The 13,162-nt window shown below is 69.9% G+C and carries 10 protein-coding genes; 6 read left to right on the top strand and 4 right to left on the bottom strand.

From position 1 onward, the window contains the following. The first annotated feature begins 46 nt into the window (after positions 1-46). Together ACQEV1_RS23285 and ACQEV1_RS23280 are read left to right on the top strand one after the other, a co-directional pair. Positions 47-490: an Lrp/AsnC family transcriptional regulator gene (locus tag ACQEV1_RS23285; protein ID WP_433396056.1), complete on the top strand. Its 444-nt coding sequence runs from the start codon at positions 47-49 to the stop codon at positions 488-490. A 122-nt stretch (positions 491-612) separates the two neighbouring features. Then, positions 613-1,977: a cytochrome P450 gene (locus tag ACQEV1_RS23280; RefSeq protein WP_433396054.1), complete on the top strand. Its 1,365-nt coding sequence runs from the start codon at positions 613-615 to the stop codon at positions 1,975-1,977. 163 nt (positions 1,978-2,140) lie between these two features. On the opposite strand, the gene ACQEV1_RS23275 is transcribed toward ACQEV1_RS23280, so the two are convergent. Then, complete coding sequence (locus ACQEV1_RS23275; protein WP_433396052.1) at positions 2,141-3,181, bottom strand: hypothetical protein; 1,041 nt, start codon at positions 3,179-3,181, stop codon at positions 2,141-2,143. Between the two features lie 169 nt (positions 3,182-3,350). Between ACQEV1_RS23275 and ACQEV1_RS23270 the strand changes: the two genes are divergently transcribed. Together ACQEV1_RS23270 and ACQEV1_RS23265 are read left to right on the top strand one after the other, a co-directional pair. Beyond that, positions 3,351-3,896, top strand: coding sequence for a hypothetical protein (locus tag ACQEV1_RS23270; protein WP_433396050.1), 546 nt, complete (start codon positions 3,351-3,353; stop codon positions 3,894-3,896). An 83-nt stretch (positions 3,897-3,979) separates the two neighbouring features. After that, positions 3,980-4,987 (top strand): pentapeptide repeat-containing protein, encoded by a 1,008-nt coding sequence (locus ACQEV1_RS23265; RefSeq protein ID WP_433396048.1) that lies wholly within the window; start codon positions 3,980-3,982, stop codon positions 4,985-4,987. On the opposite strand, the gene ACQEV1_RS23260 is transcribed toward ACQEV1_RS23265, so the two are convergent. The 3 genes from ACQEV1_RS23260 to ACQEV1_RS23250 all read right to left on the bottom strand — a co-directional run bounded on the left by ACQEV1_RS23260 (position 4,967) and on the right by ACQEV1_RS23250 (position 8,927). Beyond that, positions 4,967-6,235 (bottom strand): MFS transporter, encoded by a 1,269-nt coding sequence (locus ACQEV1_RS23260; RefSeq protein ID WP_433396046.1) that lies wholly within the window; start codon positions 6,233-6,235, stop codon positions 4,967-4,969. The genes ACQEV1_RS23265 and ACQEV1_RS23260 overlap by 21 nt on opposite strands. A gap of 368 nt (positions 6,236-6,603) precedes the next feature. Next, complete coding sequence (locus ACQEV1_RS23255; protein ID WP_433396044.1) at positions 6,604-7,842, bottom strand: hypothetical protein; 1,239 nt, start codon at positions 7,840-7,842, stop codon at positions 6,604-6,606. Continuing rightward, the gene (locus tag ACQEV1_RS23250) at positions 7,839-8,927 is read right to left on the bottom strand and encodes a HesA/MoeB/ThiF family protein (RefSeq protein WP_433396042.1); all 1,089 of its coding nucleotides are present in this window, start codon (positions 8,925-8,927) and stop codon (positions 7,839-7,841) included. Before ACQEV1_RS23250 ends, ACQEV1_RS23255 begins: the two co-directional genes overlap by 4 nt. Positions 8,928-9,999: 1,072 nt before the next feature. Between ACQEV1_RS23250 and ACQEV1_RS23245 the strand changes: the two genes are divergently transcribed. Further along, complete coding sequence (locus ACQEV1_RS23245) at positions 10,000-11,529, top strand: Re/Si-specific NAD(P)(+) transhydrogenase subunit alpha (protein WP_285619353.1); 1,530 nt, start codon at positions 10,000-10,002, stop codon at positions 11,527-11,529. 62 nt (positions 11,530-11,591) lie between these two features. Beyond that, positions 11,592-13,049, top strand: a complete 1,458-nt coding sequence (gene pntB, locus ACQEV1_RS23240) for a Re/Si-specific NAD(P)(+) transhydrogenase subunit beta (protein WP_433396039.1) — start codon at positions 11,592-11,594, stop codon at positions 13,047-13,049. Positions 13,050-13,162: the final 113 nt, after the last annotated feature.

Below are 13,162 nucleotides of genomic sequence, written 5' to 3'. Positions count from 1 at the left end.
GCCGTTGAATTCACGCCGTAACGGCCGTGACGCCTATGATCCCGGCATGATCGACGGGGTCAACGCGCGGCTCCTCGCCGAGCTGCACGCCGACCCCCGCCTGTCGATGTCCGAGCTCGCCCGCCGGGTCGGAATGTCCGCGCCCGCGGTCACCGAACGCGTACAGCGCCTCGAACGCGCGGGCGTCATCACCGGCTTCCACATGGACGTCGCGCCTGAGGCCCTCGGGATGGCCGTCACCGCGCTCGTACGCGTCCGGCCGGGCCCGGGACAGCTCCCCAAGGTCGCCGAGGCCGCCCTCCGCACCCCGCAGGTGGTCGAGTGCCATCGGATCACGGGAGAGGACTGCTTCTTCCTCAAGGTCCACGCACCGTCGATCGCCGAGCTGGAGGAGGTCATCGACCGCTTCCTCATCCACGGGCAGACGACGACCTCGATCGTCGTCTCCACGCCGGTCCCTCCTCGCCCGCTCCCCATTCCGGCGGATTGAGCGGTTTGCGACGGCAAGATCGCCGAGTGTAGGTTGTCGGCTTCAATGCGTGGCCCGATGATCACCATGAGCCTCTGACCCTGCACGAGGCTTCGTTCGCAGGCACATGGCCAGGAGCGCACATGACCTCGCCCGATCACAATCCGTCACCGTCGCCGAACGGTTCGCTGCTTTCGCTGCACGGCCCGGAGTTCGCGGCCGATCCCGAAGGCGTGTACCGCAGGCTCCGTGCGTACGGCCCGATCGCGCCGGTCGAGCTGTCCCCCGGCGTGCCCGGGATGCTCGTCACCGACTACCAGGTCGCCCTCGAAATCCTGCGCGACCAGGTGAGGTTCCCCCGCGACGCCCGCCGGTGGCAACAAGGGATCCCGTCCGACTGCCCGGTCCTGCCGATCATGGCGTACCGGCCGACGTGCAACCTGACCGACGACCCCCTCCGCTCGCGGCTGCGCGAGGCCGTGACCGACACCTTGGACCGGGTCGACCACAACGCGCTACGCACCTTCGTCGAACGCAGCGCGAACCGTCTCGTCGGCCGGATGAGCCCCTTGGGCGAGGTGGACCTGCGCACCGAGTACGCCCTGGTCCTGCCGTTGCTGGTGTTCAACGAACTGTGCGGCTGCCCGGCCGAGCTCGGCGAGCGGATGGTCGCGGCCGTACGGGAGGTCCTCAAGTGGGAGAACTCCGAAGAGGCGAACATGACTCTCGGCCTCGCCGTCCTGGAGCTCATGGCGCTCAAGCGCGAGAACCCGGGCCCGGACCTGACGACATGGCTGATGGACCACCCGGCCGAGCTCACGGACGAGGAGGTCGCGCACCAGATCGTGATGCTCGTCGGCGCGGGCAGCGAACTCGCGCAGAACCTGATCGTCAACACGTTGCGGCTGCTGCTGTCCGACGAGCGGTTCAGGGGTGGCCTGTCCGGCGGAAGCCTGTCCGTCGAGGACGCCCTCGACGAGGTCCTCTGGACGGACCCGCCGCTCGCGAACTTCGGCATCAGCTATCCGGTCGAGCCGCTCGACTTCCACGGTGTGAGGCTGCCGGCCGACCAGCCGGTCGTCATCAGCTTCGCGGCGGCCAACAACGATCCGGCGACCCGGGCCGAGGACCGAGCCGGCAACCGCGCCCACCTGTCGTGGGGCATCGGCCCACACGCCTGCCCGGCTCAGGGACAGGCGCGCGTCATCGCCACGGTCGCCATCGAGAGGCTCCTCGACGGGCTGCCGGACATGGAGCTGGCCGTCCCCGCCGAGGAGCTCACGTGGCGACCGGGCTTCATCCAGCGCGCCCTGTCCTCGCTACCGGTCCGCTTCCCGCCCGCTCCCGGACCCCCGCAGCCTCTGCCCGGCGACCCGGGCCCGCCGGCCGGACCAGGTGCCGTCGCGGAGCCGCCGGCCGGCCCCGCCGCCGAGGAGGCACCGATGCCCCGGCCACCGGCCCGCTGGTGGCGCCGCCTGGCGAACTGGTGGGCCGGCGACACAGCCTGACCCCCTGCCCGCTCAACGCGCCCTCATCCACTCCCCCGCCCACTCCAGGCGGGCCCGCCTCCGTCACCGTCTGGACCCTCCCGCTTTCCGGGAGTCGGCCCAGGGGTGGTGGGCAGGTGACGCCCGCTCCCCATCCCGGACCCGAACGAGAGCCGATGCCCGTCTAGCCGGGCTGACCGTGCGCCGCGTGTGCCCAGACATCCAGCAGCCGACGCGCGGAACCGCCGATCGGACCGACGGCGTCTGCCAGTGTGGTCGCGTCCGGAAGATGCGCCGTCTCGATCGCCGGTACCGCGTCCGCGGCGTCGTCGATCGTGGACGAGCACACCGAGAGTAGATAGTCGGGCACCGTCAGCGCGGGATCAACGCATCCGACCACCGGAGTGCCGACCGCGGTGATCATCGGGAACACCGTGCCGGGAATCCCGACCGCCGCCTCGGCGCGCGCCGAGGCCTGCAGCGTCGGCACCGTGCTGATCTCGTACTGCTCCCAGAGGCTGCGGTCCTCTCGGGGGTGGAGGCCGACCAGGATCGACCGCCCCGCCGCCCGCAGCCGCTCCGCGGACGCCAGCAGCAACTCGGCACCCGGCGCCGCGCCACCGGTCCCATCGGGGTGGGTCACGCTGGTGACGACCAGCACCAGTCCCGGCTCCGGCGTGCGCACCGGCAGCACGTCGGTCTGCGGCGAACCGACGACGCGTACAGGACGCCGGGTGCCCAGGTAACCGACGAACGCGCGGCCTTCCGCCCGCGACGACGAGGTGATGACGCGTAGCCGCCCCCGGAGCCGCCGGGCTCCGGCCGCCTCCTCGGGCCCGAGGTAGGCCAGCGAACTGGCGACCGCCGGCAGCCGCCGGAAACGCGCCGCGCACTCCAGCGGCCAGTCGCCCGCGCCGGTCACCACGAGCAGGTCGGCGAGCGGCGCATCGGCCGGCGTCGCGACCGGCACCGGGTCGCCCGGCGCGATCTGCGACAGGTCGGGAACCAGCTGGGTGAGCCGCGCGCCGCGCCGCGCGGCCTCGGCCAGCAGCGGCTGGACGTGATAGGTGCCCCACGGCTCGTTCGTCGCGATCAGTACGCGGAGCGGGCGCGGCCGTGGCGATGCCCACGCCGAGCCGCCCACCGCGACCACGCCCGCCGCACCGGCGACGCCCCCGAGCACGGCCCGGCGCGACAGCGCGCCGGCCTGCGATCCTTTATCCATTCGTCAGAACGTAGGGGCCCAGCCCGGCCAGCCGGTTAACGGCCTGGGACCAGCAGTGATCAGACCGGGAGCCGTGGAGGGGTCACGCCCAGGGGTAGTCGGCGGGTGACGCCCGTTTCTCCGCGCTCGGCACTGGCGGCTCCCGGCTGGAACGGGTAGGAATCGACCGATGAATACTCCGCGCGTTCCGCCGACGAAGGTCACGTATGAGACGCCGAAGGGCGGACTGGACCCGTTCGACGTCGATGAGGCCCGTACGCAGCACGTGGTGGAGGCACGCGGCTGGGGTTACGGCTGGGTGCCGGGGGACGAGCGGGTGGTACCCGGTTCCGTCTACGACGACATCCCGATGGGATACCGGTACCTCGCCATCGTGGAGAAGCTGGCGATCGTGGTCGATGGGCGCGTCGTCCGTGAATGGCCGGTCACCGAGGCCAGTGACCACTCCTTCCGCAGATCCGTCGCCTACGATCGCGGAGCGGGCGTGGGCGAGGTCATGACCGAGGCCGCGATCGACCGCTACTGGAGCAACGACGCGCCATGGGCCCCTTGGACCCACCCTTACCGGGTTCAGACCCAGAACCTGCGCGACCTGGACGAACCGTGCATCATCGGCGGCCCTGACTACGAGGCCGCGATCGCTCTCGCCTGCGAGCTGAAAGTCGCCACGCCCGCGATGGTGAGCAGAGTGCTCTCCCACCAGTCCTGGCACTGACGCGTCGAGCCGTGTCCCAGGGTTCCCAGGCCGGTGCCCGAGACGGGAAAATACCGGAGCAGCGGCGCGGAGAGGATGACCGGGTGCGGGTGTTCAACAGACGGTTCGCCACGGCGACGAGGCGGCTCGAACACGCCGACACCGCGGTACGCCTGGCCGGGGTTTACGCGCTGGCCGGCCTGGCCGACGACTGGCAGGACAGCCGGCAGACCTGCATCGACGAGCTGTGCGCCTATCTGCGGATGCCCTACGAACATCCGCCGGACGGCCCTCCGGCCGCCGAACAGCTGTCGTTCGGCGGCAGCCAGGAGGTGCACCACACCGTCATCTCGATCATCACCGCGCACCTGCGCGACGACGCTCGGGTCTCCTGGCGAGGCCATGACTTCGACTTCACCGGTGTCCGCTTCGACGGAGGCGACTTCAGCGGCGCGGTGTTCTCCGGCGGCACCGTCGACTTCCGTGAGGCCGTGTTCTCCGGCGGCACCCTCGACTTCACCGGCGCCGTGTTCTCGGGCGCCACGGTCGACTTCACCGGCGCGCGGTTCTCCGGCGCCGCCATCGACTTCACCGGCGCGGAGTTCTCCCGCGGCCCCGTCCACTTCGTCGGCGCGGAGTTCTCCGGCGGCACCGTCCACTTCGGCGACGCGACGTTCTCCGGCGCCACCCACCACTTCATCGGCGCGGTGTTCTCCGGCGCCTCCATCGACTTCTCCGGCGCCGTCTTCTCGGGCGGCGCCGTCGACTTCACCGGCGCGGAGTTCTCCGGCGGCACCGTGCACTTCACCGGCACGGCGCTCTCCGGCGGCGTCATCGGCTTCACCGGCGCGGAGTTCTCCGGCACCACCGCCGCATTCGCCGACGCGACGTTCTCGGGCGGCACTCTCGACTTCACCGACACGACATTGTCCGGCGGCACCCTCCGTTTCACCGACGCGGAGTTCTCCGGCACCGCCATCGCCTTCACCCGCGCGACCTTCTCCGGCGCCACCGTCGACTTCACCGACGCGACGTTCTCCGGCCGCCGGGGCGGCCTCAGCAAGGACCTCGCCACGGACCCGCCCCCGGGGCTACTGCTGCCTCCCGCATAGCAGCTGTCTGCGGACCGAGCGCAGCACGCCGAGGACGCTCACCGTGCCCAGCAGCCCGGCCGCGCAGATCACCATGAAGGGAGGGACCACGGCGGCGATGGCGCCGCCGACGGCCATACCGAGACCCTGGAGGGTCATGATGCCGGCGCCCAACAGGGACATGGCCTGACCTCGCATCGTTTCTGGAACCGCCTCGACGAACCACCTGTCCATGCCGAGCGTGTACGCGGCGCACAGCCCGGTGAGCAGCATCAATCCGGTCGCGAGCGGCAACGGCGGGTGGACCGCGAACGCGATCATCGGTAGCAGCGACACGGCCGCGAGCGGCAGCGTGAGGCGGTCGCGGGCGGCGGGGCCGAGCAGGGTGCCGATCAGCGCCTCGCTCACCACGGTGCCGACGGGCATCGCGGCCAGGAACAGGCCGAAGCCGGCGGAGCCCGCCCCAGAGGCGGCGGCCAAGGGCGCGGCGACCCCTTCGGCGACCACGAAGAACATCGGCGGCACCCACCACATCAGCAGCAGCGCGCGAATGCGAGCGTCGCCGAGCAACCGTCCGGCCGAGGCGATCGAGTCACGTGTCATCGCGCCGCCTCCCGACACCCGCGCGGGCCGGTCACGGGTGCCCAGGCGTAGCAACAGAGCGGAACAGAGGAACGTGAGGATGGTGACGCGAAGCGCGGTGCGGGGCGACACCCACGCCAGCGCCAGGCCGCCCAGACCGTAGCCGATGACCTGGGAACCCTGCGAGACGATCCGGATCAGCGAGCGCCCCAGGACGTACCGGTCCCCCTGCAGGATGTCCGCGAGGCTCGCCGCCCGGGTGCCGGTGAACAGCGGTGAGATCATCGAGACGGCGAAACGCAGCAGGAACAGGACGGCGATCGGGGTCGCCGGGATCGCCATCAGCATCACACAGCCCGCCGACAGCAGGTCGCAGGCGACCAGCACACGGCGGGGCGGATACCGGTCGGCGATGCCGGACAGCGCGACCCCGCTGAGCGCGTAGGGCAGGAAACCGAGGGCGAAGACGAGAGCCGTCAACAGCGCCGAGCCGGTCTGCCGGAAGACCAGGACGGCCAGCGAGACCTCGGCGAGGACGCCGCCCAGCACGGAAAGAATATGAGCGACGAAGACGGCACGGAATTCCTTGACCGCGAACACGGCGCCATATCCGGCCCTGGCGCTTTCGTCGCCCCGCGCGCCGGTGAGCGACTGGTCCGATTCAGTGGACGAAGAGGACGCCACCATGTAAATGATGCCCCACTTTCCCTACCGGCGCATATCTCATCGGCCGGTCCGGGGAGTTGTGTACCAGGGCATCGGAGCCCGCACCCCGGACCGGCATCGCTCCCAGAGAAACGCCTGGTCAGCGAGGCACCCAGTTCTTGGGAACCCAGTTCTTCGGGACCCAGTTCTCGGGAACCCAGTTCTGCGTGTTGTCCATTCCGTCTCACCCCCCACCTACACGTGGAAACGGCGCCCACAGCGGCCTCGTAAAGCGGACCGACCGGCTCTTGAATGGGCGCTCGCAGGCAACTTTGGCGGGCGCCTCCTTCTGTGTCAATAGGAAGTGGGACACATGGGATGAAGTAGCAAGAAAAGCTCCTTCCCGGTGCTCAGCGGCTGCTCCCGAGCCGATGGGCGACTTTTCGAGCGCGGTACTGACGCCATTTCGTACGGACCCAGAGGGCCTGCGGCCCGCCGAGAAAGAGCAGTACCGCGAGGCCGTCGAGGCGTTCGCCGGAGCCGTGGCCGGGCCCGGCGCGGCGGACGGCGTGGGACAGCATCGTGAGGTCGGTGGGGACGGTGACCGTGGCCAGCGCGGCCAAGGCCAGCGCGGTTCCGGTGAGGAGGACGACGCTGTAGACGCGAACCGCGTGTCGCTGCGCCGGGGCCAGTTGGCGACTGGGGTCCGCGACCCGGGGCTTGCCGCGCGACAGCACGCGACGGGCGAGGTAACGCATGTAGGCGCGGCCGTCCCCGAACAGATCGCGGCAGCCGGTGAGGTCCTGCACGACGAAGTACACGTCGGTCCGCATGAAGATCATGCCTTCGAACGGCAGCGGAATCAGCGCCAGAAGTACCAGGATCGCGAGCGCCCGGTAGGCAGGGGTGTGGGGACCGGTCGCTGCCAGCACGAGGATGCCCGTAGCGGCGATGGTGAGGTTGACGGTGCTGCCGGCAAGGTACGCGGTGAGCCGATGGCGGCGCGGGGCCAGGTCGATCCCGCTCATGTCGGTCTGCACGACCAGGAACTGCAACCGGGTTCCGAGTTCGATCCGGGCGGGCACCCCGGCCGCGCGGGCGACGATCAGATGCGCGGTCTCGTGGAGGAACAGCAAGGGCCAGCCGACCGCGAACACCACCAGCAGGACCAGGCTGCCGTACGGGCTCCAGAGCAGGTCGTGGTAACCGGGCATCAGGCGGGGGCGAGCGGCCAGGACGATCAAAGCGGCCGCGACCACCGCGCCCAGTGCGATCGGCACGATCGGGCTCAGCGACCAGGCCACGAGGCGGGGCGTGAGCCACGGGAAGGTGGCTCGTGGCGGCGCGGGATCGGGCAGAAGGACACCGTCGACCTCGGCCACGAAACCGAGCGCCGCCAGGTCACTGACGAAGTCGCAGATGTCGAGGTCAGCGCCGGTCTCTTCGGCAAGGACGCGCCGGGCCTCCCCGGCGGTCAGGTCCTGTTCGAGCAGCTCGATCGCCCGGGCGCCGACAGCGGGTAACACGACGAAGTCGCCGGTGTCGAGCCGCCCGACGATCACCTCCTCGCCGTCCGGCCGGGAGGCCAGCTCGTGCAGCCGGATGCGGGTGCCGTCCCCGACCTTCGGCGGGGAGACGCGGGTCGTCATCGCACCGCTCCGGCCGGCGGTGTCGCGTCACCGGCCGTCGACGATTCACCGCAGGCAGGACAGTCCGGCCGACGCGGGAAGCGCTGCAGGACCGTATCGTCCAAGGCTGCGAGGTTGATGCCGTACCGGAAGCCGGGCTCCATCGGCGGGGCGCCGGTGAGCAACGCCAGGGCGGCGTGCGCGACCAGCGAACCGGAAAGGCCGGCGGTGACCGCCGTGACAGGGTGCCACGCCATCCGCGGTGAAGCCGCCTCCTCCTCCTGACCTGGCGCCAGACCGAGATCGCGGCGGTCGGCCTCTCCCGCGCGCTGGCACTCCCAGCAGGCCCCGTCGCCGGGGACGTGTATGCCCGCGGTGGCCAGCGGGCCGTGGTAGCCGCCGTCGACCCAGGGCGTACCCGTGCCCAGGCAGACGCGGTTGGCCCAGCGGCGGATCTCGGGCGGCTGGTCGGCGCACATGACGAGCAGGTCGTACGGCGCCGGGCCGGCGTCCAGGAGCATCGCGAGGTCCTCGGGACCGGACACGCGGCGCTGCTCGCCGGTGATCTCCGGGTGGTGGTTGAGGGCTCGCAGATCCTCCAGCGCCGCGTCGAGCTTGGGCCGGCCGATGTCCCGTTGACGGTACAAAGGCTGGCGATTGAGATTGGACAACTCCACGGTGTCGTGGTCGACGCAGTGGAGGTGCCCGACACCCGAGGCCACCAGGGCCTGCGCGCAGAAACCTCCGGTGCCGCCCAGGCCGACCAGCAGTACCCGCCCGTCCCGCAGCCGTTCCTGCATCTCCCACGCGCTGCGGCGGGGGCTGCGGTCGAGCCAGCGCAGCAGCGTGACGCCGCGGCTGTAACGCTCCTGCTCCGCCGAGGACAACGACGGCGGCGGGGCGTCGACGTCTTCCAGATGGCCCGCCGCTTGAAGATCCGCCACGGCCTGAAGAACCTCCGCGACGGTCACCTCCGAGTGCGCCGCGGCGACCTGCTCCGCGATCTCGCCGGAAGTACGGGCACCGTCCAGAGCCTGCGTCAACGTCCAGACCCAGCCGTCCGGGTCGTCGATCTCCACCCCGATCCCGAAAATCACACTGCCCATCCGCACGGCGCCGGAGACCGTCCGGTAGGCGGCGTGCTCAGGTTTAATCCGCGGCCGCAGCATCATCGCAAAGAACCTCCGCTCCAGACGAAACCCTTGACACGTTCATACCTCACATTAATCATGAGGAGAAGGTAATTACCTGTTGTGTCAGTCGCATTACCACTCACACGGAAAGGAGGGCGACAATGGAGAAGATTAAGATCAAGCTGCTCGACAAGAAGCAGACCACCGGTGTCAGCGGCGAGGGCGGCTGAGTCTCAGCGCCAATCAGGCCGGCGGGCGGGCCACCGCCCGCCGAGCCACCGGAAGAACATGGCTGACCTGCACTAATGGAGCGCTCCGATGTGGCGCAGAAGACGGTGGCGCGACCGACGGAGATGACGGCATATCGAAGGACGCCTTCCATATCGCATTCACAGAATGATAGATACGTCCGCTAGACCCGTGCTCGTACAGCCGAGAGTCGATATCATTTCTTCAGACGGCGAAATAGCACCGCCCGCGATGGGCGGCTTCTTGCGTCCGACGCCGAAAAGCTCCTTTCTTTCTACGTCTGCGCTCACCCCCCAGCCGCGCTGCTCACCGCACCCCTCTGGGGACTGTTTCCGCCTGCTGAACCGCTGATCACGGCAAGCCGCCGCGAAGTGGTGGCGCCTCTCGGGAGCGGGAGCCACCGGTTCCCACAGATCGTCCGGCACGAGATCCGCGGCATGACACGCGATGCGCACGGAACCGGTCGAGGCCCCGGGATGTCGCCGGAAGCCCCTTGAGTCCGATCTTGGTCCGGCCGGAGACCGACGGCGTCCACGACGGTCGCCGTACTTCACGGCCGCCCTCGCCCGGGCGAAGAGCCGCGTGAGCGTCATGCTCCACCGAGGCGGCCTTCCCCACACGCCCCGCCCCGCCTGACCAGGCCGCGCCCGTGTGCTGGACCGCGCAAACGTCCCCTATACCACTGGTTCGGCAGACCCGGGGACACGTTGCCGCCACCGAAATGGTTGGATGACTCGGTCATGAAAATTCTGCGGCTGGCCTACGCGCCACGCCGGTTTCCGAATGGACCCGCAGGATGCTCATTGGTGTTGTCAACGAGAGCCAGGACGAGACTCGGGTAGCCGCGACCCCGAAGACGGCCAGGCAGTTACAGGGCCTGGGGTACGACGTGGTCGTCGAGGCCGGGGCAGGTGAGCGGTCGAGCTTCACCGATGACGCCTACGCCGAGGCCGGGGCCACGATCGGCGACCCGTGGGCCGCCGACGTCGTGTTCAAGGTCAACGCCCCGACGACCGAGGAGATCGCCCGGCTGCACGACGGCGCGATCCTGGTGTCGCTGCTGGCTCCGGCGCTGAACCCGGAGCTGCTCGATGCCCTGGCGGCGCGGCCGATCACCGCGCTGGCGATGGACGCGGTGCCGCGGATCTCGCGGGCGCAGTCACTGGACGTGCTGAGTTCGATGGCCAACATCGCCGGATATCGCGCGGTGGTCGAGGCGGCCCACGTCTTCGGCCGGTTCTTCACCGGCCAGGTGACGGCCGCGGGCAAGGTGCCGCCGGCCAAGGTGCTGGTGGCCGGCGCCGGAGTGGCCGGACTGGCCGCGATCGGCGCGGCGTCGAGTCTGGGCGCGATCGTACGGGCCACCGACCCGCGGCCGGAAGTGGCCGACCAGGTGCGGTCGCTGGGGGGTGAGTTCCTGGCCGTCGAGGCCGAGCAGAAGGCGTCCAGCGACGGCTACGCCCGGGCGACGAGCGAGGACTACGATCGGCGGGCCGCCGAGATCTACTCCGAGCAGGCCGCCGACGTCGACATCGTCATCACCACCGCGCTGATCCCGGGGCGACCGGCGCCCAAGCTGCTGAGCGCCGAACAGGTCGCGACGATGAAGCCGGGCTCGGTGATCGTCGACATGGCCGCGGCACAGGGCGGCAACGTCGAGGGCTCGGTGGCCGGAGAGGTCGTCACCACCGGCAACGGCGTGACGATCATCGGCTACACCGATCTCGCCGGGCGACTGCCCGCGCAGGCCAGTCAGCTGTACGGCACCAACCTGGTCAACCTCATGAAGCTGCTGACGCCGGACAAGGACGGGAAGGTCGTGCTCGACCTCGACGACGTCGTCCAGCGCGGCATCACGGTGGTCCGCGACGGCGAGAAGCTGTGGCCGCCACCGCCCGTCCAGGTGTCCGCGACCCCGGCCGCGGCCCCCGGCCCGGCGGCCGAACTCAAGCCGGCGAAGGCGCCTCGCCCGGCCTGGGTGAAGTTCGCCGCCGTGGGCGTCGGAATCGTCGTGCTGTGGCTGATCTCGGCACTGGCCCCGCCGCCGATCCCCGAGCACTTCACCGTGCTGATGCTGGCGGTGGTGATCGGCTACTACGTGATCGGCAAGGTGCACCACGCGCTGCACACGCCGCTGATGTCGGTCACCAACGCCATTTCCGGGATCATCGTCGTCGGCGCCATGTTGCAGATCGGCATCCAGGGCAGCGGCGACGACACCGTCGTCATCGTGCTGTCGGCCGTCGCCATCCTGCTGGCGTCCATCAACATCTTCGGCGGCTTCGCCGTGACCCGACGCATGCTGAGCATGTTCACGAGGGAGTAGCGCACTACGGCACGGTCCGACCACGAACCTCTCCACAGCCAGAAACACCACGGGGCGTCAAAGTGAGCACTCATTCGGTCGCGGACGCGGCGTACATCGTCGCCGCGCTGCTGTTCGTCCTGTCCCTCGCCGGCCTGAGCAAGCACGAGACCGCCAAGCAGGGCATCGTCTTCGGCATCTCGGGCATGGTCATCGCCCTGGCCGCCACCATCGGCGTGGCCACCGAGCACGCGCGTACCGTGGCCGTCGTGCTGCTGGTCGTCGCGATCGTCGTCGGCGCCGGCATCGGCCTGTGGCGGGCCCGGGTCGTCGAGATGACCGGCATGCCCGAACTGATCGCGCTGCTGCACAGCTTCGTCGGCCTGGCCGCCGCACTGGTCGGCTGGGACGGCTACTACTCGGTCGAGCACAACAGCGGCCAGCGCGAATTCGCCGGATCGCTGCTGCGCATCCACCACGCCGAGGTGTTCATCGGCGTCTTCATCGGTGCCGTCACCCTCACCGGTTCGATCGTCGCCAACCTCAAGCTGTCGGCGCGGATCAATTCGTCCCCACTGATGCTGCCGGGCAAGAACTACATCAACCTCGGCGCCCTGGCCGCGTTCGTCGTGCTCACCGTCTTCTTCGTCCACTCACCGAACCTGCCGTTGCTGATCGCCGTCACCGCGGTCGCGCTCTCCCTCGGCTGGCACCTGGTCGCCTCCATCGGAGGCGGCGACATGCCGGTCGTCGTGTCGATGCTCAACAGCTACTCGGGCTGGGCCGCGGCGGCGTCGGGTTTCCTGCTCGACAACAACCTGCTCATCGTCACCGGTGCGCTGGTCGGCTCGTCCGGCGCCTACCTGAGCTACATCATGTGCCAGGCGATGAACCGCTCGTTCATCTCCGTCATCGCCGGCGGCTTCGGCGTCGAAGCCGGACCGGCCGACGACACCGACTACGGCGAACACCGCGAGATCGACGCCGTCGGCGCGGCCGAGTTGCTACGCGACGCCTCGTCGGTGGTGATCACGCCCGGCTACGGCATGGCGGTCGCCCAGGCGCAGTACCCGGTGGCCGAGCTGACCAAGAAGCTGCGCGAACGCGGCGTCGACGTCCGCTTCGGCATCCACCCGGTCGCCGGACGTCTGCCCGGGCACATGAACGTGCTGCTCGCCGAGGCCAAGGTGCCCTACGACATCGTCCTGGAGATGGACGAGATCAACGACGACCTCGCCGACACCGATGTCGTCCTGGTCATCGGCGCCAACGACACCGTCAACCCGGCCGCCACCGAGGACCCCGACTCCCCCATCGCCGGCATGCCGGTGCTGCGGGTCTGGGAGGCCAGGGATGTCATCGTCTTCAAGCGCTCGATGGCGGTCGGCTACGCCGGGGTGCAGAACCCCCTCTTCTTCCGCGACAACAGCCAGATGCTCTTCGGCGACGCCAAGGCACGGGTCGAGGACATCCTTGTCGCGCTGTCGACACAGCCGGACCGACTGAGAGGCCGAGGCCGAACGCTCGACCCGGTCGGCTAGGCACCACGGCACGCGGGCGGTTCGTCATGCACTGCCGCACCCGGAACGAGCGCCGTGGCCACCCCAGCAGTGCCTCCGGCCGGCGCCGTTCGGCTTGTCCTGTCTCGGATCTC

Source organism: Actinoallomurus sp. CA-142502, assembly GCF_050936355.1.
Lineage (GTDB): Bacteria > Actinomycetota > Actinomycetes > Streptosporangiales > Streptosporangiaceae > Actinoallomurus > Actinoallomurus iriomotensis.
This window is presented reverse-complemented; position numbering and strand designations above follow the sequence as displayed.